We start from the raw sequence: 22,289 nt of genomic DNA, 5'->3' as shown, positions 1-22,289 counted from the left end.
TCTCAGGCCAAACACGATATGAACGCACTCAACATCACCGACTACGCCCAAACCCTTGGTTTGCAGGCAAAACAGGCCTCAGCCCTTATGGCTAAGGCGCAAGCAGCTACTAAAAATGTAGCTTTGCGCACCCTGGCAAAGTTGCTGCGTGCCAACGTGGACGCGCTGCAGCTTGACAACGCCAAAGACATTGAGCGCGCCATCGCGGCTGGCTTGGCCGCTCCAATGGTGGACCGCCTGAAGCTGACGCCCAAAGTGATCGAAACCTGTGCCCAGGGCTGCGAGCAACTGGCCGCCATGGCCGACATCATTGGCGAGATCACCGCGCTGCGCCAGCAACCCAGCGGCATCCGCGTGGGGCAAATGCGCGTGCCGATTGGCGTGTTTGGCATGATCTTTGAGAGCCGACCCAACGTCACCATCGAGGCTGCGTCCTTGAGCATCAAAAGCGGCAATGCCTGCATTCTGCGCGGTGGCTCAGAAGCGATTGACTCCAACAAGGCGCTGGCCAAACTGGTGCAGCAGGCACTCACCGCATCAGGTTTGCCAGCCAACGCCGTGCAACTGGTCCAAACCACCGACCGTGAGGTGGTGGGCCAGCTCATCACCATGCCGCAGTATGTGGATGTGATCATTCCGCGCGGCGGCAAGGGACTGATTGAGCGCATCAGCCGTGATGCCAAGGTGCCGGTCATCAAGCATCTGGACGGCAATTGCCACACCTATGTGGACGACCCGTGCGACATCGACATGGCTGTCAAGGTGGCCGACAACGCCAAGACCAGCAAATACAGCCCCTGCAACGCGACCGAAAGCCTGTTGGTGGCGCGCGGCGTGGCCGCAGATTTTTTGCCGCTGATTGGGCGAATCTATGCTGACAAAGGTGTCGAGATGCGTTGTGATGCCGAGACACTGGAAATCCTTAAGGAAAATTGGCCTCTAGCCCCCGTAGATAAAGCGCTATTAGCTATTGAAAATGTAGTAATCAAGCCGCCAGTGCTGGTGCTGGCGCAAGAAGCGGACTGGTTTGAGGAATACCTGGCGCCGATCATCAGCATCAAAGTGGTGGCCGGCGTGGATGAAGCCATTGCGCACATCAACCAGTATTCCAGCCACCACACCGATGCCATCCTGACGCGTGACCACATGCATGCGCAACAGTTTTTGCGGGAGGTCGATTCGGCCAGTGTCATGGTCAACACCAGCACCCGATTTGCCGATGGCTTCGAGTACGGCCTGGGGGCCGAAATCGGCATTTCTACCGACAAGTTTCACGCCCGCGGCCCGGTCGGTATTGAGGGCCTGACCTCGCTCAAGTACGTGGTGCTGGGCGAGGGTGAAGTCCGAGCTTGATCCTGTGCCCAGAGCTTGACCGGTTGATGGAACTTATGCCGTAGGCCTTGCTCTGACGGGTTGGCCTGAACGTCAGGCGTCATGTGTTTTACTGTCATGACCTCGCTCTAAAATCAATAACCACACTTTGCAAGGTTTCTCCTATGGTTCCGCACCTGATTACCGCCCTGACTGGCCCCATCAACGAATTGGAGCAGCGTGTGCTGGACTCCATGCCTGCCATTGAGCGCTGGTTTCGCTTGGAATGGATGGAGCACACCCCGCCGTTTTACAGCTCGGTGGATGTGCGCAATGCCGGCTTCAAGCTGTCACCGGTGGACACCAACCTGTTTCCCAGCGGCTGGAACAACCTGACGTCCGAAATGCTGCCGCTGGGCGTGCAGGCGGCCATGGCTGCCATCGAGAAGATTTGTCCGGAGGCGCGTAACCTGCTGGTGATTCCCGAAAACGGCAATCAAAGCAGCTTTTACCTGGCCAACCTGGCCCAGTTGCAACGCATTTTCAACATGGCGGGCCTGAACGTGCGTCTGGGCTCGATTGACCCGGCCGTCAAGAAAAACACCACGTTTGAGTTGCAAAGTGGTGAAAAGATCACCCTTGAGCCCGTCATTCGAGGCAAGCGTCGCCTCGGCCTCAAAGACTTCGACCCCTGTACGATTTTGCTCAACAATGATTTGCGTGCGGGCGTGCCCGGCATTCTGGAAGACCTGCATGAGCAGTACCTGCTACCGCCACTGCACGCGGGCTGGCCAACGCGACGTAAAAGCACACATTTCAAATGTTACGAGGAAGTGGCCAAGCGCCTGGGCAAGCTGCTGGGCGTTGACCCGTGGCTGATTTACCCCTTGTTTGACCGCTGCGAAAACGTCAACCTGAATGAGAGCATCGGACTGGATAGCCTGCAAACCCAGGTTGATGCGGTGCTCACCCGAGTCAAACGCAAGTACAAAGAGTACGGTATCAAGGAAAAACCATTTGTGGTGGTCAAGGCCGATAACGGCACCCACGAGTTGGGCATTGTTACGGTGCGCGACGGCAAGGACATGCAGGCGCTGCAAGAGCGCATCCAGACGCTCTCCAAAGGCCGAAAAACGCCTTGGCTCACGCATGATTTCATGGTGCAAGAGGGCGTGCAGACACAAGAGCGCGTCAACGACGCCGTGGCCGAGCCGGTGATCTACATGATGGACCGTTACGTGGTGGGCGGTTTCTACCGCGTGCATGCCGGGCGTGGTGTGGATGAAAACCTCAACGCACCGGGCGCTGGCTACGTGCCACTGGCCTTTGAGCACAGCACCCAGTTGCCACAACCTGGCGTCAAGCCCGGCGCCAGTGTGCCGAACCGTTTTTACATGTACGGCGTGGTGGGGCGCTTGGCCATGTTGGCGGCCAGTTACGAGTTGGAAGCCACCGACCCGGATGCACAAGATTTCGAGTAGCCGGGCGTTCTGACGCAAAATAGCGTTCCTTCATGACACGGAGCCCGGCCGCATTGGCGCCGGGTGGCTATTTGGCAACCTCTCAATCGTCGCTTCGCGCCCTGACCCTGGGCGCCATTGGTGTGGTCTATGGCGACATCGGCACCAGTGTGCTGTATGCCGTCAAGGAAGTATTCGGTGCCGGCCATGTGCCATTCACGGTAGACAACGTGATGGGCATCTTGTCGATTTTCTTCTGGACCCTCACCGTCATCATTTCCCTGAAATACGTCACCTTGGTGTTGCGCGCTGACAACAATGGTGAAGGTGGCTTGGTGGCCATGCTGGCGCTTGCGTCCCAGTCGGTCAAGGACAAACCCAAGTTGCGCCGGGTGCTGTTGCTGGTGGGTATTTTTGGCACCTGCCTGTTTTATGGCGATGGCGTCATCACACCCGCCATTTCGGTGCTCTCCGCTGTCGAGGGCCTGGAAGTGGTGTCACCGACTTTTAAGAAAGCGGTGATTCCGCTGACGCTGGTGATTTTGTTTGGTTTATTTGCCGTGCAAAAGCGTGGCACCGCCGACATTGGCAAATTTTTTGGCCCGATCACGCTGGTCTGGTTTGTCACGATTGCGGTGCTGGGCGTGTCGCACATCATGCACAACCCCGAGATTTTGTGGGCGCTCAGCCCGCATTACGCCCTGGGTTTCATGTGGGCTGAGCCGCTCACCACCTTTATCATTCTTGGCGCCGTGGTGTTGTGTGTCACTGGTGGTGAGGCGCTTTATGCCGACATGGGGCACTTTGGCAAAAAGCCGATCCGCCTGGCTTGGTTCACGGTTGTCATGCCGTGCCTGACGCTGAACTATTTTGGTCAGGGTGCTTTGTTGCTGAGCAATCCGGCCGCCGTCAAAAATCCGTTTTACATGATGGCGCCGGCCTGGGCCCTGATTCCGCTGGTGGTGCTGGCCACGCTGGCCACGGTGATTGCCTCGCAGGCCCTGATCACAGGCGCGTTCTCGGTGACCAAACAGGTGATTCAGCTGGGCTATTTGCCACGTTTTCAGATCTGGCACACCAGCGTCAAGGAAACCGGGCAAATTTTCATGCCGTTTGTGAACTGGGGCTTGTTTGTACTGATTGTGCTGGCGGTGTTGCTGTTCAAATCATCCAGCAACCTGGCCGCCGCTTATGGCATTGCGGTCACGCTGGACATGTTGATCACCACGGTGCTGACATTTTTTGTCATCCGTTACGCCTGGCACTTCCCACTGGTGCTGTGTCTTGGCGCCACCAGTGTCTTTTTTGTTGTTGACCTGGCTTTTTTCTCTTCAAATTTGCTCAAGTTGTTCGAAGGTGGCTGGTTTCCGTTGCTGATCGCGGCGGGTGTCTTCACCCTGATGCTCACCTGGAAAGATGGCCGGCGCCTGCTCAATAAAAAACTCCAGGCTGATGCCATTGACTTGACTAGCTTCCTGGATGCCGTGTTTGTCAGCCCACCCGTACGCGTGGCGGGTACGGCGGTGTTTTTGACGGCGGCGCCCGGTACCGTGCCCAACGCCATGTTGCACAACCTTAAACACAACAAGGTGCTGCACGAGATCAACCTGTTTGTTACCGTGGTGAACCACGAGGTGCCGTGGATTGGCATGGACAAGCGCCTGAGTATTGAGTCACTCGGACACGATTGCTGGCAGGTGGTGGTGAACTACGGTTTTAAAAACGACCCTGATTTGCCCAAGGCCCTGACCCACATGCGGGGTCGCGGTTGTGAGCTGGATGCCATGACCACCAGCTATTTCCTGTCGCGTGACACCGTGGTGCCGACCATTGGCAGCGGCATGGCACAGTGGCGCGAAAAGCTGTTTGCACAGATGCATTTGAACGCCAGTGGCGCGGCGGATTTCTTGAACTTGCCTAGCAACTCGGTGGTGGAGTTGGGGTCGAAGATTGAGATTTGAGGTTTTTTCTGATTTGCTGCATCGGGGCAAAGTGCCGCGCTGCATTCCTTCCTAAACACAAGACTGGATAAACCCGAATGAAACTGCTCTTCATCGCCGACCCCCTCGAATCTTTCAAAGTCTACAAGGACACGACCTTTGCCATGATGCGCGAGGCACAGCGACGTGGCCACAGCTTGAGCGCCTGCGAGCCCAAAGACATCATGTGGCAAAGTGGCACGCCCGTCACCGCATTTGTGCGCGACATCACGCTCACCGGACAGGTGGTGGATTGGTTTACTTCGGAGCAACAAACGCCCAATGAGCGCGGGCAAGCCTTGAAAGATTTCGACGCGGTGGTGATGCGCAAGGACCCACCGTTTGACAGCGAATATTTCTACACCACGCATTTGCTGGAACAGGCCGAGCGGGAAGGCGCCAAGGTTTTCAACAAGCCGCGCGCCCTGCGTGACCACCCCGAAAAGCTGGCGATTCTGGATTGGCCCCAGTTCATTGGCCCAACGCTGGTGACGCGTGATGCGCAAGACATCAAACGCTTTCACGCCGAGCACAAAGACATCATCCTCAAGCCGCTCGACGGCATGGGTGGCATGGGCATTTTCCGGGTGAAAGAAGACGGGTTGAACTTGGGGGCCATCATCGAAACGCTCAACCTGGACGGCGCACAAACCGTGATGGTGCAAAAGTTTTTACCTGCCATCGAACACGGCGACAAACGCATTTTGGTGATTGGCGGCAAACCGGTGCCGTACTGTCTGGCACGTATTCCGCAAGGTGGTGAAGTGCGCGGTAATTTGGCCGTGGGCGGCAAGGGCGTGGCGCAAGCCTTGAGCCCACGTGACCTGGAAATTGCCGAAGCGATTGGCCCGGTGTTGGCCGAACGTGGCTTGTTGCTGATTGGGCTGGATGTGATTGGCGATAGCCTGACCGAGATCAATGTGACGAGCCCGACCTGCTTTCAGGAAATCACCGATCAAACCGGGTTTGATGTGGCCGCCATGTTTGTGGGGGCGCTGGAGGCCGCGCTCGCCTGACCGTTTTTTGCAGGTCGTTGCGACGGCTTAGGTGGCGCTTATCGGGACGGCGATGGCTGGCGTGTGCTGATGCAGGGTGCCACAGCGTCGCATTTCGTCCACTGACGCACTGCGATGCGCCGAACAACTGCATTGCGACGGCAAGCCATCGACAAACACCATCAGCTGGCCCGGCAACATGGCCACCCAGTCTTCGTCGGTGGTGAGTGGCTCGGTAACAACAATCGCCAGCCGGTCTTCAGGGCTGTTGAGTTCAGCCAGGTTCACAGTGAGGTCTTCATCTTTCAGATGGACCTGACGAAATGGGTGCGCGCGCAGCACGTAATGCAGTTTGGTGGTGGCATGGGCCCACAAGGCCTGACCATTGCTGAGCAAAAAGTTGAAAGTGCCATGTTTGGCAATCTGGGGCACCAGTTCACGCAGGGTTTGGCTCAGTTCTTCAACGGTGGGAACGCCTGCATGAGATTTCGCAAGCTCTTGCATAAGCCAGCAAAAGGCTAATTCGCTGTCGGTGTTGCCCACAGGCTTGAAGCTGCTGTGCAGCTTGGGGGCGTAGTTTTTCAGGTCGCCGTTGTGCGCAAAGACCCAGTTGCGGCCCCACAGCTCGCGCACAAAGGGGTGACAGTTTTCCAGCGACACCCGTCCCACAGTGGCCTTACGCACATGCGCCACCACGTTGTGGCTCTTGATCGGGTAAGTCTTGAGCATCTGGGCAATGGGCGAAGTCGCAGCGCTGGATTTGTCGACAAAATGGCGTACACCTTTACCTGGGGTGGCGCAGTCACTTTCGAAAAAAGCGATGCCCCAGCCGTCTGCATGGTGGTCAGTGCAGCCGCCACGCTGCGAAAATCCGGTAAAACTCAGCGTCAAGCTGGCCGGCAGGTGGCTGTTCATTCCAAGGAGTTGGCACATGTTGAGGGCTGAGCGTGGAGGTGTCGATGCGCAAAAAGGGGCTAATTGCGACAAGCTTAACGCTGCCAGAACCCATTCCTGCGCCAAACTGAATCAAAATGTAAATTTTGCATGGCAAGCGGGTATGCTGGCGTCTTTGCCGTTCATTGAGCGTTGCTGGCAGACCAGTGCTGCGCCCGACAGGGTGGTTTGAGTTGATTTTTGACCTGATGATGGATTCATCAAAACGAGGAAAAGCTGTCTTGAAGAACAGAGTTTGTTATCTGGCACCCGCTCTCGCCGCGTTGTTGGTTCATTTGACCTTTTCAGCGCACGCTTTTACCTTGGGTAATTTGCGTGGCGCAGCTGTGCTTGGGCGTCCACTGGATGTGACCGTACAGGTGCAGGCCGGGCCTGACGAAGTGCTGTCAAGTACCTGCGTGGCGGCCGACGTGTTTTATGCCGATGCACGTCAATCTGCCGTCAAGGTCACGGTGGTGCCAATTACAGGTGCCTCCACCGGCGCTGCAGTGCGTGTGCAGTCAACGGCGGCCATTGACGAGCCGGTGATCACTGTGGAGGTGCGCGCGCACTGCGGTTCAAACACTTTGCGGCGTTATGTGTTGCTGGCAGATTTTCCGGCACTTGCCGCAACCGCTGCCCAAGCGCCTGTGGCCAATGCCCTTGAGGCGCCGCCCGTGTTGGTGTTGCCAGCGACAGCGTCCGCTGCGCCAAGCGTGGTGGTGGCACCGGTCAAGTCAGCGCGTACCAATACGTCGAGGTCGCTTACGGCAACTACCGCGCAGCGCCAAGTCAAGGCCAAGCACCTGAAAACTCCGGCGCTGGCAGTGGCCCAGGAGCAGGCGCAAGCGCAAGCGCAAGCGCACAAAGCAGCGGCACGGGCTGCGTCGAGGCCGGTGCTCAAGCTTGACCCGCTGGACATCTTGTCGGACCGCATGGACGCGCTTGATTCGCTGATGTTGTTTGCGCCCACGGAAGACGCCCTGCGCTACAGCCGCCAGATTTCAGCGCTTGAGGGCGATGTGAAGACTTTGCGTGCCCGGGCGGCCAGCAATGATGCCAAGCTGTCTGACCTGGCGTCCAAATTGCAGCAAGCACAGGCCAGCCAGATGCCGTGGTGGCTGGTCTATGCCCTACTGGCTTTGGTGTTGGCGTGTCTGGCTGCCGTGGCGTGGTTATGGCAACAGCGCAAACACCGTGCCCAACATGAGGCAGAGCCAAGCTGGTGGCACAGTCCGGAAGACGGCCCCGCGACCGAATTGCTGGCGCGTTTGGTGCCCACGGCACCAGTTCCGATGCCTGCGCCTGCTGTACCGCCCCAGCCGGTGACGCGGGTGACGCCGGCCGCTGGTGTGACTCCGGCGCCAGTGAAAGTGGCTGCCGCGCCGTTGTCAGAGGTGGACATTGACCTGGATCATGTGATGCAACTGGTGCCTGTGTCAGAGGCGTTTGGGGACAGCAGAGCAGGGAATTCCTTTGGCGTCAACGGCATTCGCCATATCCAGGTGGAGCCGATTCTGGACATTCGCCAGCAAGCTGACTTTTTTGTGTCTTTGGGGCAGACCGATCGGGCCCTGTTTATTCTGAGAAAACAGATTGCTGAAAGTGTCGAGCCCAATCCGCTGGTATATCTTGACCTGCTCACGCTTTACCACGCGCAGGGCATGAAGACCGAGTTCCGTGACTGCCGGGACACCTTTCATCAGCTCTTCAACGGGGTCATTCCCGATTTTCCGGTCTTCAATGTGGAAGGCAACGACCTTGAGGCTTACCCGGAGGTATTGTCAGCCCTGGTGGCGCGGTGGCCGCGCATTGAAGCCTTGGCTTTTTTAAGCGCATGCATTTTTTATGATGCCAACGCGCAAGCCCGGGGCCTTTTTGACCTGGCGGCGTTCCGCGACCTGCTGCTGCTGCATGCGCTGGCTGAGGCGCTGATGCCCGAGCAGCCTGCCACAGTTGAGGCTAATTTGCTGGAGTTTTCGATTCCCACGGCCCCGCAATCCTCGGTGCAAAATCAGGCCAAGGCGGCGCCGGTGACTGCGCCAATTGAAGGGGCGGTGTCCCGTATGCTGGACCTTGATTTTTCAGACTTGAGTGACTTTCCGGGTTCAACCGGCAATGAGAGATAACGCAGCACGCTGGTGCCCGCTTAAATGATGGCTTTGCTGTCTAAGCAATAAAAACCAGCCTGCTTATTCAGCCCCTCATTTGGCGATGAACTGACGCCATAAACGCACAGCCAGTAGCACCAACGGTGCGGTGTGCAGGCATAAATCAAACATATCCAGCGGTTTGACCAGCGTGCCCTGGCTGAGCATGCGCAGCTTCTCGATCAGGTGTGGTTCAGGCGTGATGGGGGCAATGGCCATCCAGGCAGCCAACGCCATCAATACCAGCAACGGAATGTTGTCAAGCCATCTCACGGCGTGGCTTCGTTCACGCAAGTGGCACACAAGCAGGCAACGCCTCGCGCCGCTTCTGGAATTTTGTTCAGCAACTCGGCGCTGAACTGGGTCTGTGTGCACCAGCAAGGGGGCTGCTTGACGCCCGTGGCGCGCTCGACTTCCATGGCGCATTGGTTGGGCTGGCCGCACAGGGGGCAGATTTGGGCGTTGATGGGTGGAGTTGGTGTCATTGTGATATTTATATATAAAAATAGCCTCTAGCCCTTATGAACAAAGCGCTAGAAGCTATGTATTTAGTAGTAAATTAATTATGCGATGAGCGCCGCTGCCTTCACCTTCAGGCGCCAGCCGTGCAGCAGTGGCTCGGTGTAACCGCTGGGCTGCGCCAGTCCCTTGAACACCAGATCACAAGCTGCTTGGTAGGCCATCGATGTGTCAAAGTGACCTGCCATTGGTTTGTACAGCGGGTCGCCAGCGTTTTGTGCGTCGACCACGGCAGCCATGCGCTCGAAGGTTTCCTTGATCTGCGCTTCAGTAACGACACCATGGTGCAGCCAGTTGGCCATGTGCTGGCTTGAAATGCGCAGTGTGGCGCGGTCTTCCATCAGTGCGATGTTGTGGATGTCAGGCACCTTGGAGCAACCCACGCCCTGGTCGACCCAGCGCACCACATAACCCAGAATGCCTTGGGCGTTGTTGTCGAGTTCTTGCTGTTTCTCGGCATCGGTCCAGCTCGGGTTGGCTGCTACTGGTACTTGCAGCAGGCCGTTCAACAAGGCGTCACGTTCCTTGTCTGCGCTGATTTTTTCCATCTCTTTTTGCACGTCGCTCACCAACACCTGGTGGTAGTGCAGGGCGTGCAAGGTGGCACCGGTGGGGCTGGGTACCCAGGCGGTGTTGGCACCGGCTTTGGGGTGGGCAATTTTTTGCTCCAGCATGGCTTTCATCAAATCGGGCATGGCCCACATGCCTTTGCCAATTTGCGCTTTGCCGCGCAGGCCGCATTTCAGGCCGACCAGCACGTTGTTACGCTCGTAGGCGGCAATCCAGGCGCTGGTTTTCATGTCGCCCTTACGGATCATTGGGCCGGCCTGCATGGCAGTGTGCATCTCATCACCGGTGCGGTCCAGGAAACCGGTGTTGATGAAGGCAACGCGGCTCTCGGCAGCGGCAATGCATGCCTTCAGGTTGACGCTGGTGCGGCGCTCTTCGTCCATGATGCCGAGCTTGACGGTGCTCTCTGCAAGGCCGAGCATGTTCTCGACGCGACCAAACAGTTCACTGGCAAAAGCCACTTCAGCCGGGCCGTGCATTTTGGGCTTGACGATGTAGACCGAGCCCTTGCGCGAGTTGCGGATGGCATCTTTCTTGGTCTTGGCCAGGTCATGCATGGCGATGGTGGTGGTGACCACGGCGTCCAGGATGCCTTCAGGGATTTCACGCACGGTGCCCGATTTGTCGGTGTACAAAATGGCCGGGTTGGTCATCAGGTGGCCGACGTTGCGCACAAACATCAGGCTACGGCCGTGCAGGCGCACGGTCTTTTTGCCGTCTGGTGCGGTGTAGATGCGGTCAGCGTTCAGGCCACGGGTGAATGTTTTGCTGCCCTTGGCGACTTCTTCGGTCAATGTGCCGTTCAAAATGCCCAACCAGTTGCTGTAGGCCAGCACCTTGTCGTCTGCGTCCACAGCGGCCACCGAGTCTTCCAGGTCGAGGATGGTTGACAAGGCAGCTTCCAGCACCAGATCAGACACGCCAGCGGGGTCGCTGGCGCCAATGAGCGTAGCGCGGTTGATGATCAGGTCAAGGTGCAAGCCATTGTGCTCAAACAGCACGCTTGAGGGGGCTTTGGCTTCGCCCTGGTAGCCGATGAGCTGGTCTGGGTCAGCCAGGCTGGTATTGCTGCCATCGGCCAGTTTGACGGCCAGCTTGCCAGCCTTGACGCTGTAGGCCACAGAATCCACATGTGAGCCTTTGCGCAGCGGGGCGCAGCGGTCGAGTACATGGCGTGCGTAGGCGATCACCTTGGCCCCGCGCTTGGGGTTGTAACCCCCTTTTTTGCCAACTTTTTCGCAGCCCTTGGCTTCGTCGATCACGTCTGTACCATACAGCGCGTCGTACAAAGAGCCCCAGCGTGAGTTGGCGGCGTTCAGGGCGTAGCGGGCGTTCAGAATCGGCACCACCAGCTGCGGGCCGGCTTGTTTGGCCAACTCGGCATCGACATTTTTGGTGCTGATTTTTGCCTTTTTTGGGGGTTCGACCAGGTACCCAATGCCTTCCAAAAAGCTGCGGTAGGCGGGCATGCTGGTGATGGGGCCTGGGTTGGCTTTGTGCCAAGTGTCAAGCTCGGTCTGCAGACGGTCACGCTCGGCCAGCAAGGCTATGTTTTTTGGGGCCAGGTCAGCCACGATGGCGCCAAAGCCTTTCCAGAACTTGGCGGGCGTCACGCCGGTGCCAGGCAGCACCTGGGTGTCAATGAATTGGCTCAGGGTCGAGGCCACTTGCAGGCCGTTCTTGGATATGCGTTCAGTCATGGTGGTGAGGTACAGAGTTAAAAAATCGAGGAATCAGTTGGGGAACAATTCCAGCACGGCGCGCAAATCAGGGGCTGTGCGGGTAGGGTGTGTCATGCTCTGATTTTAGGGACGGATGCTGACAGCCGTGTTTGGGCCAACGTGCAACAGCTTTAACCTGAATACAGGTAATGCGGCAGATCGGGTCTTGTGAGGCCAAGCCATCTACATCGGGATATGGGTATAATTCTCCCAATTCGGGAGGGTTGCTGATGCGCGTAATCGCCAAAAGTTCACTGATCAGGTTTTGGAGTCAGCCTGCGAGATTGGATGCCAAAAGTGCTCTGCAAAGCTGGCATGACGAGGCGCAAAAAGCAAACTGGCAAACACCACAAAATATCAAAGACCAATACGGTAGCGCGAGCATTTGTGCCAATAACCGGGTGGTGTTCAACATTGCCGGCAACAAATACCGCCTCGTGGTTGAGATGCAATACCAAGCAGGAATCGCCTGGGTGAAGTTCATCGGAACCCATGCGCAATACGATCAAATAAACGTGGAGACTGTCAATGACTATTAAGCCTATCCGCAGTGACGATGATTTGCGCGCCGCGTTCAAACAATTGGAAATGGTGTTTCAGGCATCCGTTGGCTCGGAACAAGCGGATGAGCGTGACGTGTTGGTCACGCTGATTGAAGCCTATGAGCAAAAGCATTACCCCATTGGTCCGGCAGACCCGGTTGAGGCCATCAAATTTCGCATGGAGCAGCAAAACCTGACCCCCAAGGACCTGGAGCCTTACATTGGCTCCAGCGGACGAGTTTCTGAAGTGCTGAACCGCAAGCGACGCCTGAGTCTGCAAATGATCAAAAAACTGCATGCCGGTTTGCGTATTCCCTATGAGAGCTTGTTAGCGACAGCCTGAGATGCCAACTGCCATGAATCAAACTGTTTCAACGTTATCCCAACGCTTGCCCCTGACCGGCCTGCGCGTGGTCGAATTTACCCACATGGTTATGGGCCCCACCTGCGGTATGGTGTTGGCTGACATGGGCGCCGAGGTGATCAAGGTGGAGCCCCTTGAGGGCGACCGCACACGTCACCTGCTGGGCGCGGGTGCGGGCTTTTTCCCCATGTTCAACCGCAACAAAAAAAGCATGGCGATTGACCTGCACAAGCCAGAAGGCGCGGCCGTTGCGCGCCAACTGGCCCTGAGTGCCGACGTGGTGCTGGAAAATTTCAAGCCCGACACCATGGCCAAGTACGGCCTGGACTACGCTGCGCTGTCTGCGCAAAACCCCAAGCTGATTTATGTCAGCCATAAAGGTTTTTTGCCTGGCCCCTATGAGCACCGCACCGCGCTCGACGAGGTGGTGCAGATGATGGGTGGCCTGGCCTACATGACCGGCCGCCCCGGCGACCCGCTGCGCGCAGGCACCAGTGTGAACGACATCATGGGCGGCATGTTTGGCGCCATTGGCACCCTGGGCGCGTTGATCCAGCGCGGCATCACCGGCCGTGGGCAAGAGGTGCAAAGTGCCCTGTTTGAGAACAACGTCTTTCTGGTGGGCCAGCACATGCTGCAGTACGCCATGACCGGCCAGCCCGCCGCACCCATGCCCGCGCGCATCTCGCCGTGGGCGGTGTACGACGTGTTCACGGTGAAAGATGGCGAACAAATTTTCATTTCCGCCGTGAGCGATGCGCAGTGGCGCACGTTTTGCAATGTGTTTGATCTGGCTGACCTCAAAGCTGACCCACGCTATGCCAGCAACAACGACCGCGTGCGCGAGCGCCCGACGCTCATGCCCATCCTGCGCGAACGTCTAGGCCGTTACAGCGCATCCGAACTGGGCGCATTGATGGAAGCCAATAAATTGCCCTACGCCCCCATTCGCAAGCCTGAGGAGCTGTTTGATGATGCGCATCTTTTGGCCACCGGCGGCCTGGCTGACATGACGCTGCCCGACGGACCGCACGCCGGTGAAACCACCAAAGCCACGCTGTTTCCGTTCACCATGGACGGCCAGCGCCTGGGTGTGCGCCTGAGCCCGCCGGTTCTGGGCTCGCATACCGATGAATTGCTGGGTGCTTTGGGGTACGACGGGGGTCAAGTGCAGGCCTTGCGCGATGCGGGCGCAGTGGGATGAGCAAACTCAAACAACTTGAAACCTTCTGCGCGGTGGCCACCCGTGGCGGGTTGACCGCCGCGGCCAAGGCCGAAGGCGTGGCGCCCGCCATCATCGGGCGGCGTCTTGACACACTGGAAGAGCGTCTGGGCGTTAAGCTGTTGGTTCGCACCACCCGGCGGGTGTCGTTGACTCACGAGGGCACGGCGTTTCTGGAAGACTGCCAGCGGCTGCTGGCTGACCTGGCCAATGCCGAGGCCAGTGTGTCGGCCGGCGGCATCCAGGCCAGCGGGCACTTGAGCCTGACAGCTCCAGCCGGCTTTGGTCGCCGCCATGTCGCCCCGTTGGTGCCACGCTTTCGCGAGTTGCACCCCGACGTGACGATCTCGCTGAATTTGAGCGACCGGGTGGTCGACCTGGCCGCTGAAGGCTTTGACTGCGCCGTGCGCGTGGGTGAAATGCCCGACTCGTCCCTAGTGAGCGTGCGCTTGGCCGACAACCGACGCCTGTGTGTGGCCACGCCCACTTACCTCCGGCAGCACGGCACACCGCTGCACCCCAATGAACTGGCGCGGTTTGACTGTTTGACCCTCTCCAGCGACGCATCGCAAACCCGTGGCTGGGCGTTTTCCGTGCCGCAGGGTGATGCTGTGGAGGTGGTGCATCTGAAACCCGGCGGACCCTTGAGTTGCTCGGACGGCGAGGTGTTGTTTGACTGGTGTCGGAGTGGTTACGGCATTGCTTGGCGCAGCACCTGGGAGGTGCAGGCAGAAGTCGCCTCCGGCGCACTCGTGCCGGTACTGGAAGAATATGCGGCTCCGCCCAACGGCATTTACGCCGTGTTTGTGCAGCGCAAGCATCTGGCGTTGCGGGTGCGCTTGTGGGTGGATTTCCTCAAGCAGCAATACGGCCAAGCCGCGTTCTGGGGTTCGCATGGTTGAAACCGGGCAAGTCGCGGCAGGCAAAGATGCTGACGTGCGCGGCATCATCGTCTGCGCCGACGACTTTGCCGTCAACGCCAGCGCCTCCATGGGCATTGCCAAATTGGCACAGTTGGGGCGCCTGAGTGCCACCAGCGCCATGGTGTTGTCGCCACGCTGGGCGCAAGATGTGGCCCTGCTGCAGGGATTGCGCGGGCAGATCGATGTCGGTCTGCACCTGGACTGGACCAGCGCGTTTGCCATCGCCGCGGGCCATGGCATGCCATTGGGGCGCGCCATGCGTCGTGCGCTGCTTGGCGGGTTCGATGAGGCGCGGGCGCACGACGTGATTGACCATCAACTCGACCTGTTTGAGGCTCAGTGGCAAGCGCCGCCTGACTTTGTCGATGGTCACCAGCATGTGCAGCAGTTTGCCGGCATTCGCGACGCGCTGGTGGCAGTGCTGCTGCGCCGTTATGGCACGCAAGGCACCAAGCCTTATCTGCGCATCTCCCGTGCGCCGCCGGGCATGGCCGACCTGAAGAGTCGGGTGATTGCCGGCATGGGTGCGAATGCTCTTGAATCAATAGCTGCTTGCGCTTATTTAATAAGTTCTAGAGGCCTATTTGGCATATATAACTTTGAGGGTGGCCCGCAGCGTTACGCCGCATTGATGACGGGCTGGCTGGCGCGCGCACCGGCGGGCGCCATCCTGATGTGTCACCCCGCGCAAGCCGCTGAGCCCGACGATGAGATTGGTGTGGCACGTGTGCAGGAGTTTGCCTACCTGGCCAGCAGCGCGTTTGCCGATGCCTTGCAGCAAGCGCATGTGACGGTGCTGCGGGGACGTGACGCTTTGGTTCAGGCCACCTGAGTTCTGTCAGCGCCGAAACGCCCAGAATCGGCTCAGCACAAAGGTCTGCCCGGCGGCAAACAGCAGCGCCACAAACAGCGCCAGCAGGCTGGGCAATTCAAGGCCACGCAGCAGCATCACAAACACCAACTCGTTGCTGGCAAAACCGGCCAGGGCCGTCACCATAAAGCGCTTGAAGCTGGTGGCTACCGTGGTGCCTGCATCCTTGAAGCTCAGCAAACGGTGGCCGGCAAAGCTGACAAAAAACGCCACGCAGAAGCCCAGTGCATTGGCCAACTCGGGCCACATGTGGGCTTGGGCCAGCGCAAACACCGCCATGTGGGTGGCAGCTGCCCCGCCACCTACCGCCAGAAACCAGAAAGTGGAGGCGCTCACGCCTGGCTGGACGGGTAGGCCTGCGGCAACGGCAACGCGTCAGGCGAGCCGCCCGCTGCTGCGCTCGGTGTCGTTGGCAGCCCCCGGCCCAAGCGCTGACTTACCAAATAATTGGGTCGCTGCTTGACCTCTTCGTAGATGCGTCCCACGTACTCGGCCAAAATGCCGATAGACAGCAGCTGGATGCCGCTGAAAAACATCATGCCGACCACGATGGTGGCGTAGCCTGGCACCTTGATGCCGGTGATGAAATACTCACCCACCACCCAGAAACCATAACCCAGCGCGATCATGGAGAGCATGAAACCCGTCACAGTCAAGGCACGCAGCGGGGCTATCGAGAACGCCAAAATACCGGTGAAGGCCAGCGACAGCGATCCGCGCAGGCCAAAGTTGCTTTTGCCATCGGTGCGGGGCAGCGGCTCGTAATCAATGGCCGTGCTATTGAACCCGACCCAGGCATACAAGCCTTTCATGAAGCGGTTGCGCTCGGTCAGGCGCTTGAGCGCGTCCACCACCTGGCGGTCCATCAGCCGAAAGTCGCCCGCGTTGGCCGGAATCTTCACCCGGTTACCCAGGTTCACCAGTTTGTAAAACCAGGCGGTGAGCTTGATCTGCAGGCCAGACTGGTCGAGCCGCGTTTTGCGAATGGCGTAAACCACATCGGCACCGGCGCGCCATTTGGCCAGCATCTCAGGCACCAGTGATACCGGGTGCTGGCCGTCGCCGTCCATCAGCACCACCACGTCGCCCTGTGCCGCCTCAATGCCGGCGGTGAGTGCTGGCTCTTTGCCAAAATTGCGCGACAGCTTCAGGTACAGCACCTGCGGGTGGCTGGCGCACAGTGTTTGCATGACGGCGGAAGTGTCGTCACGGCTGCCATCGTCCACGATGATCAGTTCCACTTGCGGGCTCAGGCGCTGCAATGCCGTCAAAATCTCGGGCACCAGCGTGCCCAAGCTGCGCGCTTCGTTATAGGCCGGGATCACACAGGAGATTGAGGGGGGCAGGGTTTGACGTGTCAACATGGGCTGCATCATGCCAAAAGAAAACCCTGCGTCGACCGGCTGGCCAAAATTCTCAGGATTTTTTTGCTTGTTTTACCGAATGTTCTCGATGGCAAATTTCTTTTCATGCACTTGGGGCGTGATCAGGGCGTAACCTTGGTTCTGCCAGTGCATCAATTCAGTGATGGCTGATGGCGCTATTTCTACAAAATCGTGCATGTCGGCCGCGGTGTACTGGTAGTCCTGCATGGCCAGGCCGCACACCTTGAACTTGACACCCATGTCGGCGTAATAACGCATTCGTTGTACCAACTCGGTGTAGCGTGCTTCATTTTTCTTAGCCAGTGTCACGATTTCGGTTCCGTGCAGCAAAACGATGATGCGCATGTCTTCGGAAAACATGCTGTAAGGCGCTTCAGTGAGGGGGTTCACCAGACTGCGTACCCAATACAGCGCCGAGCCCAGTTTGGCCGGATCGTCCAGAAACACGTCGACCAGCGCCTTGGGGTTCTGGTAGGGCGTTTGAATAAATTTGGCCTGGGCCATGGCCGGTGCTTGGGCCAGGCCCACCAGCAAGACCACAGCGGTGCAAAGGCTGCAAACTGACGCAAAGGTGATGGGGTGTCGCATGGGGTCTCCTCTTGATTTCGGCCTGGCGGACGGAGCCGGCCGGTCGATTCAGTTTAATGCCCGACTGTGGCGCACAGCCCAGTGAAAACCCGTCCCCTTAAAATCGCCGGATGCTGATTGTTAAAACCGAACTCCTCGAAGCCCTGCGCACTGCGCTGGAAGATTTACAACCCGGTGCGGGTGCAAAAGCCGCCTTTGAGTCGCCCAAAGTGGCCGCGCATGGCGATTTGGCCACCACGGCCGCCATGCAACTGGCCAAACCGCTCAAGCTCAACCCGCGACAACTGGCCGAAAGCCTGTGCACCGCCTTGCGCGCAACAGCCCCGTATCAAACTTGGGTCGAGACCCTGGACATTGCTGGCCCGGGCTTTATCAACATCAAGCTCAAACCTGCCGCCAAGCAGCAGGTGGTGCGCAGTGTGCTGGCGCAAACCAGTGCTTATGGCACGCAAGCCAGCAACGGCAAACGGATGCTGGTGGAATTTGTGTCGGCCAACCCGACCGGCCCACTGCATGTGGGCCATGGCCGCCAGGCCGCTTTGGGTGATGCTATTTGCAACCTGTTTGCCACCCAGGGCTGGGATGTTTACCGCGAGTTTTATTACAACGATGCCGGGGTGCAGATTGCGACACTGGCCACCAGCACACAGCTGCGGGCCCAAGGCTTCAAGCCGGGCGACGCCTGCTGGCCGACCGACCCCGACAACCCGATCAGCAAAAACTTCTACAACGGCGAGTACATCGCTGACATTGCGGCTGATTTTTTGGCCCAAAAAACCGTCAAATCAGACGACCGTGAATTCACCGCCTCGGGTGATGTGAATGACCTCAACAGCATTCGTGAGTTTGCCGTGGCCTATCTGCGTCATGAACAAGACTTGGATTTGTCGGCCTTTGCCGTCAAATTTGACAATTACTATTTAGAGAGCAGCTTGTACACCAGCGGCAAGGTCGATGCGGCCGTCAAACGCTTGCAAGAGGCTGGTAAAACCTATGAGAAGGATGGTGCGCTGTGGCTCAAGTCCACCGACTACGGTGACGACAAAGACCGCGTCATGCGCAAGCAAGACGGCAGCTACACCTACTTCGTGCCCGATGTGGCCTACCACATCACCAAATGGGAGCGCGGTTTCCAAAAAATCATCAACATCCAGGGCACCGACCACCACGGCACCATTGCCCGGGTGCGCGCCGGGCTGCAGGCGGCCAACGTGGGTATTCCGCAGGGTTTTCCTGATTACGTGCTGCACACCATGGTGCGTGTGGTCAAGGGTGGTGAAGAAGTCAAGATCAGCAAACGCGCCGGCAGCTATGTGACGCTGCGCGATTTGATTGAATGGACCAGCAAGGACGCGGTGCGTTTCTTTTTGCTCAGCCGCAAGCCCGACACCGAGTACACCTTTGATGTTGACTTGGCGGTGGCCAAGAACAACGATAACCCGGTGTATTACGTGCAGTACGCACATGCGCGCATTTGCTCGGTGTTGGCGGCCTGGGGAGGTGATGTGGCAAGTTTGGCGCAAGTCGACTTGTCGCCGTTGCAAAGCCCGCAAGCCCTGGCCCTGATGTTGTTGTTGGCCAAATACCCTGACATGTTGAGTGATGCCGCGCAGGGGTTTGCCCCGCACGATGTGACCTTTTACCTGCGCGAACTCGCCGCCTGCTACCACAGCTACTACGATGCCGAGCGCATTTTGGTGGACGACGAAGCGATCAAGTTGGCCCGCCTGGCGTTGGTGTTGGCCACCGCTCAGGTGTTGCACAATGGCCTGGCGGTGTTGGGCGTGAGTGCCCCGCAAAAAATGTAATTCCGAATATCTGGTGTTTGAGGAGCAAGGGAAACATGATGAATGGTCGGACCTTAACGCGGCAACGCGGTGGTACTTTCTTGGGTTTTATTGTGGGCCTGGTGGTCGGTTTGGGGGTGGCCTTGGTGGTGGCGGTGTACATCACTAAAGTCCCCGTGCCTTTTGTCAACAAAATGGGCAACCATACGCCTGAGAAGGATGCCTCTGAGTTGCAAAAAAACAAGGACTGGGACCCCAATACGCCCTTGTACGGCAAGAATCCGGCGAAACCCGTCTTGCCTGCTGAGACCACGGTGCCGTCCGAGTCAGCACCGGTTGCTGGTCCAGCAAGCTCACCCGTCACCCCTTCGGCCAAAGCCGACGCCAAGCCCGAATTCAAACCCGCGGTCACTGGCGACCCTCTGGGTGACTTGGCCAAGTCACGTTTGGCGACCAAAGACGGCGCGGCTGCGGCAGCAGAGCCCTTTACCTATTTTGTTCAGGCAGGTGCATTTCGCACGCGGGAAGACGCCGAAAGCCAGCGTGCAAAGCTGTCGCTGGCTGGTATTGAAGCCAAAGTGTCTGAGCGCGAACAGGCCGGGCGCACCGTGTACCGTGTGCGTACCGGGCCTTTTGACAAGCGCGAAGAGGCCGACAAGTCCAAAGCCCGGCTGGACGCCCTGAGCATTGAAACGGCCTTGGTGCGGGTGCAGCGCTGAACTTATTGAGCTGCTTGGCCTCTGACTGGGTGTCAATCAATTTTTTGGAGATTTGAACAATGCAACGTCGTGATTTTTTTGCAGGCGCAGGGTCTGTTGCCGTGACTGCAGCCATGTTGTCGCCTTCCTGGGTGCAAGCACAAGCCAAGGCGCCACAGCCTGGCGTTGACTTCATCAAGCTTGACAAGCCAGCGCCGGTCGAGGCCGCCGCTGGGAAAATCGAGGTCATTGAGTTTTTTTGGTACAACTGCGGGCATTGCAATGCGTTTGAGCCGGTGCTGGCAAGCTGGGCGAAAGCGCTGCCCAAAGATGTGGCCTTCAAGCGTATGCCCATCGCCTTCAGGAGCGACTCTGTGCCACAGCAAAAACTGTTTTTTGCGCTGGAGGCCATGGGGCTGGTCGACAAGTTTCATGCACGCGTGTTCGCCGCCATTCACGGCGACAGGCAAAACTTGACCAGTGCGGATGCCATCACGGCTTGGGTGGTCAAGCAGGGTGTTGACAAGGCCAAGTTTTTGGAGAATTTCAATTCGTTCTCAACCTCCACCAAGGCGACCCGCGCCACTCAGTTGCAAAACGCTTACCAGTTGGAAGGTGTGCCGGCCATGGGTGTCGCAGGGCTTTATTACACCGACGGCTCGCTGGCCAAGAGCATGGACCGGGCTTTGCAAGTGACTGAGTTTTTGGCGGCGCAAGTCCGAAGCGGTCGCCCGGCCTGAGATAGATTGAAGCGCGTGTAGCGGGTGTTCTCCCGCTACAATTCGGCACATCTGTAATGCAAGATTCGTGCCTTTATGAAAACCCCCTTTCTTCCCTGGCTTTTGCTTGGCGTCCTGACTTTGGCAGCGCCGTGGGTGCTGGCTGAAAAGGCCGACCGTGACAAGCCCATGAATGTCGAGGCCGATGCTCTGCGTTATGACGACCTCAAGCAGCTGAGTGTGTTCACGGGTCGTGTGGTGTTGACCAAGGGCAGCATTTTGATTCGCGGTGGCAAGGTTGAAGTGCGCCAGGACCCGCAAGGCAACCAATTTGGCCTGGTCACTGCCGAGCCCGGCAAGCTCGCGTTTTTCAGGCAAAAGCGCGAAGGGGTGGATGAATACATCGAGGGCGAGGGTGAGCGCATTGAATACGATGGCCAAGCCGATACCGTGAAGTTCATCACCCGGGCGCAATTGCGTCGTTACCAGGGTGCCAAGCTGAATGACGAGTTCAATGCCGGTGTGATTGTTTACAACAACACCACAGAGGTGTTCACCCTGGATGGTGCACCGGGCGCGGGTTCAATGGGCAGTGCGGGGCAACCTGGGGCACCGGCCGGCCGCGTGCGCGCCATGCTGACACCCAAACCGCAACCCAGCGCGTCGGCACCGGTGTCTGGCCAACCGCTGCGCGCCACGCCCGAACTTGGCGGGGCCTCCCGCTGATGGCAACGTCCAACGCAGTGGCCATTGAGCGCGATCAGAGCAAGGCCGTGAGCCCCGATGCCGGGCTGCTTGACAGTCGGCTGGAAGCCCATCATTTGCAAAAGAACTATGGCAGCCGTAAGGTTGTCAAAGATGTGTCCCTGACCGTGCGCAAGGGCGAGGTGGTGGGGTTGCTGGGGCCGAACGGCGCGGGTAAAACCACCTCGTTTTACATGATTGTGGGCTTGGTGCGTGCCACGGCTGGTGACATCACCATCGACGGTCAATCGATAGAGCACATGCCAATTCACCGTCGCTCACGGCTGGGTCTGAGTTACCTGCCGCAAGAAGCGTCGATTTTCCGCAAGCTCACGGTGGAAGAAAACGTGCGCGCTGTGCTTGAGCTGCAGCGCGACGCGCAAGGCAAGCCGCTTGGCAGCGCCGAGATCGAGCACCGCCTGACGGGCTTGTTGCAAGACTTGCGGGTGGAGCATTTGCGTGAGTCTGGCGCGCTGGCCCTCTCGGGCGGCGAGCGCCGGCGGGTCGAAATTGCCCGTGCCCTGGCGACCCAGCCCCGCTTTATTTTGCTTGACGAGCCGTTTGCTGGCATTGACCCGATTGCCGTGATTGAAATCCAGCGCATCATCAATTTTTTGAAAACGCGTGGCATTGGCGTGCTGATCACGGACCACAACGTGCGCGAAACCCTGGGCATTTGCGACCACGCCTACATCATCAGCGATGGCAGTGTGCTGGCCGAAGGTACGCCAGCTGACATCATCAACAACGTCGATGTGCGCCGGGTGTACCTGGGCGAACACTTCCGTATGTAAATATGGCCCCCACG

General features: G+C 58.4%; 22 protein-coding genes. 15 read left to right on the top strand and 7 right to left on the bottom strand.

Annotated features, from left to right (window positions below; all coding sequences use genetic code 11):
• Positions 1–18 precede the first annotated feature (18 nt).
• From PHQ58_RS12150 to gshB, 4 genes are all read left to right on the top strand, one after another.
• Positions 19–1,353: a glutamate-5-semialdehyde dehydrogenase gene (locus PHQ58_RS12150; protein ID WP_300111296.1), complete on the top strand. Its 1,335-nt coding sequence runs from the start codon at positions 19–21 to the stop codon at positions 1,351–1,353.
• A 143-nt stretch (positions 1,354–1,496) separates the two neighbouring features.
• The gene (gene gshA, locus PHQ58_RS12145; RefSeq protein ID WP_300111294.1) at positions 1,497–2,792 is read left to right on the top strand and encodes a glutamate--cysteine ligase; all 1,296 of its coding nucleotides are present in this window, start codon (positions 1,497–1,499) and stop codon (positions 2,790–2,792) included.
• Positions 2,793–2,863: 71 nt separating this feature from the next.
• Positions 2,864–4,732 carry a potassium transporter Kup gene (locus PHQ58_RS12140; RefSeq protein WP_300111354.1) on the top strand — a complete coding sequence of 623 codons (1,869 nt, stop codon included), beginning with the start codon at positions 2,864–2,866 and terminating at the stop codon, positions 4,730–4,732.
• A gap of 77 nt (positions 4,733–4,809) precedes the next feature.
• Positions 4,810–5,766, top strand: coding sequence for a glutathione synthase (gshB, locus tag PHQ58_RS12135; protein ID WP_300111292.1), 957 nt, complete (start codon positions 4,810–4,812; stop codon positions 5,764–5,766).
• A 27-nt stretch (positions 5,767–5,793) separates the two neighbouring features.
• On the opposite strand, the gene PHQ58_RS12130 is transcribed toward gshB, so the two are convergent.
• Positions 5,794–6,678 (bottom strand): class II glutamine amidotransferase, encoded by an 885-nt coding sequence (locus PHQ58_RS12130; protein ID WP_300111291.1) that lies wholly within the window; start codon positions 6,676–6,678, stop codon positions 5,794–5,796.
• A 242-nt stretch (positions 6,679–6,920) separates the two neighbouring features.
• On the opposite strand from PHQ58_RS12130, the gene PHQ58_RS12125 reads away from it, so the two are divergent.
• Positions 6,921–8,807 (top strand): hypothetical protein, encoded by a 1,887-nt coding sequence (locus PHQ58_RS12125; RefSeq protein ID WP_300111290.1) that lies wholly within the window; start codon positions 6,921–6,923, stop codon positions 8,805–8,807.
• Between the two features lie 75 nt (positions 8,808–8,882).
• Here the strand turns inward: PHQ58_RS12125 and PHQ58_RS12120 are convergent, their stop codons facing one another.
• The 3 genes from PHQ58_RS12120 to PHQ58_RS12110 all read right to left on the bottom strand — a co-directional run bounded on the left by PHQ58_RS12120 (position 8,883) and on the right by PHQ58_RS12110 (position 11,617).
• Positions 8,883–9,101 carry a hypothetical protein gene (locus PHQ58_RS12120; protein WP_300111288.1) on the bottom strand — a complete coding sequence of 73 codons (219 nt, stop codon included), beginning with the start codon at positions 9,099–9,101 and terminating at the stop codon, positions 8,883–8,885.
• Entirely contained in the window at positions 9,098–9,313 is a 216-nt protein-coding gene (locus PHQ58_RS12115; protein ID WP_300111286.1) for a cysteine-rich CWC family protein, read from the bottom strand. Before PHQ58_RS12115 ends, PHQ58_RS12120 begins: the two co-directional genes overlap by 4 nt.
• A 78-nt stretch (positions 9,314–9,391) precedes the next feature.
• Positions 9,392–11,617 carry a malate synthase G gene (locus PHQ58_RS12110; RefSeq protein WP_300111284.1) on the bottom strand — a complete coding sequence of 742 codons (2,226 nt, stop codon included), beginning with the start codon at positions 11,615–11,617 and terminating at the stop codon, positions 9,392–9,394.
• Between the two features lie 251 nt (positions 11,618–11,868).
• Between PHQ58_RS12110 and PHQ58_RS12105 the strand changes: the two genes are divergently transcribed.
• The 5 genes from PHQ58_RS12105 to PHQ58_RS12085 are packed head-to-tail and all read left to right on the top strand — an operon-like array spanning position 11,869 to position 15,521.
• A complete protein-coding gene (locus tag PHQ58_RS12105) occupies positions 11,869–12,177 on the top strand; it encodes a type II toxin-antitoxin system HigB family toxin (protein ID WP_300111282.1) in 309 nt (102 codons plus the stop codon).
• Positions 12,167–12,523 (top strand): transcriptional regulator, encoded by a 357-nt coding sequence (locus PHQ58_RS12100; RefSeq protein WP_300111280.1) that lies wholly within the window; start codon positions 12,167–12,169, stop codon positions 12,521–12,523. Before PHQ58_RS12105 ends, PHQ58_RS12100 begins: the two co-directional genes overlap by 11 nt.
• Positions 12,524–12,536: 13 nt before the next feature.
• Entirely contained in the window at positions 12,537–13,748 is a 1,212-nt protein-coding gene (locus PHQ58_RS12095) for a CaiB/BaiF CoA-transferase family protein (RefSeq protein ID WP_300111278.1), read from the top strand.
• Entirely contained in the window at positions 13,745–14,668 is a 924-nt protein-coding gene (locus PHQ58_RS12090; protein WP_300111277.1) for a LysR family transcriptional regulator, read from the top strand. The genes PHQ58_RS12095 and PHQ58_RS12090 overlap by 4 nt, the downstream gene beginning before the upstream one ends.
• Entirely contained in the window at positions 14,661–15,521 is an 861-nt protein-coding gene (locus PHQ58_RS12085) for a ChbG/HpnK family deacetylase (protein ID WP_300111275.1), read from the top strand. The genes PHQ58_RS12090 and PHQ58_RS12085 overlap by 8 nt, the downstream gene beginning before the upstream one ends.
• 6 nt (positions 15,522–15,527) lie before the next feature.
• On the opposite strand, the gene PHQ58_RS12080 is transcribed toward PHQ58_RS12085, so the two are convergent.
• The 3 genes from PHQ58_RS12080 to PHQ58_RS12070 all read right to left on the bottom strand — a co-directional run bounded on the left by PHQ58_RS12080 (position 15,528) and on the right by PHQ58_RS12070 (position 17,533).
• Entirely contained in the window at positions 15,528–15,896 is a 369-nt protein-coding gene (locus PHQ58_RS12080) for a GtrA family protein (protein ID WP_300111273.1), read from the bottom strand.
• Positions 15,893–16,924, bottom strand: a complete 1,032-nt coding sequence (locus PHQ58_RS12075) for a glycosyltransferase family 2 protein (protein ID WP_300111271.1) — start codon at positions 16,922–16,924, stop codon at positions 15,893–15,895. The genes PHQ58_RS12080 and PHQ58_RS12075 overlap by 4 nt, the downstream gene beginning before the upstream one ends.
• A 72-nt stretch (positions 16,925–16,996) precedes the next feature.
• The gene (locus PHQ58_RS12070; RefSeq protein WP_300111270.1) at positions 16,997–17,533 is read right to left on the bottom strand and encodes a DsrE family protein; all 537 of its coding nucleotides are present in this window, start codon (positions 17,531–17,533) and stop codon (positions 16,997–16,999) included.
• A 110-nt stretch (positions 17,534–17,643) separates the two neighbouring features.
• On the opposite strand from PHQ58_RS12070, the gene argS reads away from it, so the two are divergent.
• The 5 genes from argS (at position 17,644) to lptB (ending at position 22,275) form a co-directional block, all read left to right on the top strand.
• Positions 17,644–19,341, top strand: coding sequence for an arginine--tRNA ligase (gene argS, locus PHQ58_RS12065; RefSeq protein WP_300111269.1), 1,698 nt, complete (start codon positions 17,644–17,646; stop codon positions 19,339–19,341).
• A gap of 35 nt (positions 19,342–19,376) precedes the next feature.
• Positions 19,377–20,039 (top strand): SPOR domain-containing protein, encoded by a 663-nt coding sequence (locus PHQ58_RS12060; RefSeq protein ID WP_300111268.1) that lies wholly within the window; start codon positions 19,377–19,379, stop codon positions 20,037–20,039.
• A 59-nt stretch (positions 20,040–20,098) separates the two neighbouring features.
• On the top strand, positions 20,099–20,758 hold the full coding sequence (locus PHQ58_RS12055; protein WP_300111266.1) for a thiol:disulfide interchange protein DsbA/DsbL: 660 nt from the start codon (positions 20,099–20,101) through the stop codon (positions 20,756–20,758).
• 75 nt (positions 20,759–20,833) lie between these two features.
• A complete protein-coding gene (gene lptA, locus PHQ58_RS12050; protein ID WP_300111264.1) occupies positions 20,834–21,463 on the top strand; it encodes a lipopolysaccharide transport periplasmic protein LptA in 630 nt (209 codons plus the stop codon).
• On the top strand, positions 21,463–22,275 hold the full coding sequence (lptB, locus tag PHQ58_RS12045) for an LPS export ABC transporter ATP-binding protein (RefSeq protein ID WP_300111262.1): 813 nt from the start codon (positions 21,463–21,465) through the stop codon (positions 22,273–22,275). Before lptA ends, lptB begins: the two co-directional genes overlap by 1 nt.
• Positions 22,276–22,289 lie beyond the last annotated feature (14 nt).

This window comes from Rhodoferax sp. (assembly GCF_028688795.1).
In the GTDB taxonomy this organism is placed as follows: domain Bacteria; phylum Pseudomonadota; class Gammaproteobacteria; order Burkholderiales; family Burkholderiaceae_C; genus Rhodoferax.
The sequence above is the reverse complement of the archived record's forward strand: the minus strand, read 5'-3'. Positions and strand labels throughout refer to the sequence as shown.

What these genes read in the sequence shown, in the direction of transcription:
- PHQ58_RS12150 (WP_300111296.1), top strand. Translation starts at nt 19, where the DNA reads ATGAACGCACTCAACATCACCGACTACGCCCAAACCCTTGGTTTGCAG.
- gshA (WP_300111294.1), top strand. Translation starts at nt 1,497, where the DNA reads ATGGTTCCGCACCTGATTACCGCCCTGACTGGCCCCATCAACGAATTG.
- gshB (WP_300111292.1), top strand. Translation starts at nt 4,810, where the DNA reads ATGAAACTGCTCTTCATCGCCGACCCCCTCGAATCTTTCAAAGTCTAC.
- PHQ58_RS12130 (WP_300111291.1), bottom strand. Translation starts at nt 6,678, where the DNA reads ATGTGCCAACTCCTTGGAATGAACAGCCACCTGCCGGCCAGCTTGACG.
- PHQ58_RS12115 (WP_300111286.1), bottom strand. Translation starts at nt 9,313, where the DNA reads ATGACACCAACTCCACCCATCAACGCCCAAATCTGCCCCCTGTGCGGC.
- PHQ58_RS12110 (WP_300111284.1), bottom strand. Translation starts at nt 11,617, where the DNA reads ATGACTGAACGCATATCCAAGAACGGCCTGCAAGTGGCCTCGACCCTG.
- PHQ58_RS12105 (WP_300111282.1), top strand. Translation starts at nt 11,869, where the DNA reads ATGCGCGTAATCGCCAAAAGTTCACTGATCAGGTTTTGGAGTCAGCCT.
- PHQ58_RS12100 (WP_300111280.1), top strand. Translation starts at nt 12,167, where the DNA reads ATGACTATTAAGCCTATCCGCAGTGACGATGATTTGCGCGCCGCGTTC.
- PHQ58_RS12095 (WP_300111278.1), top strand. Translation starts at nt 12,537, where the DNA reads ATGAATCAAACTGTTTCAACGTTATCCCAACGCTTGCCCCTGACCGGC.
- PHQ58_RS12090 (WP_300111277.1), top strand. Translation starts at nt 13,745, where the DNA reads ATGAGCAAACTCAAACAACTTGAAACCTTCTGCGCGGTGGCCACCCGT.
- PHQ58_RS12085 (WP_300111275.1), top strand. Translation starts at nt 14,661, where the DNA reads ATGGTTGAAACCGGGCAAGTCGCGGCAGGCAAAGATGCTGACGTGCGC.
- PHQ58_RS12075 (WP_300111271.1), bottom strand. Translation starts at nt 16,924, where the DNA reads ATGTTGACACGTCAAACCCTGCCCCCCTCAATCTCCTGTGTGATCCCG.
- PHQ58_RS12070 (WP_300111270.1), bottom strand. Translation starts at nt 17,533, where the DNA reads ATGCGACACCCCATCACCTTTGCGTCAGTTTGCAGCCTTTGCACCGCT.
- argS (WP_300111269.1), top strand. Translation starts at nt 17,644, where the DNA reads ATGCTGATTGTTAAAACCGAACTCCTCGAAGCCCTGCGCACTGCGCTG.
- PHQ58_RS12060 (WP_300111268.1), top strand. Translation starts at nt 19,377, where the DNA reads ATGATGAATGGTCGGACCTTAACGCGGCAACGCGGTGGTACTTTCTTG.
- PHQ58_RS12055 (WP_300111266.1), top strand. Translation starts at nt 20,099, where the DNA reads ATGCAACGTCGTGATTTTTTTGCAGGCGCAGGGTCTGTTGCCGTGACT.
- lptA (WP_300111264.1), top strand. Translation starts at nt 20,834, where the DNA reads ATGAAAACCCCCTTTCTTCCCTGGCTTTTGCTTGGCGTCCTGACTTTG.
- lptB (WP_300111262.1), top strand. Translation starts at nt 21,463, where the DNA reads ATGGCAACGTCCAACGCAGTGGCCATTGAGCGCGATCAGAGCAAGGCC.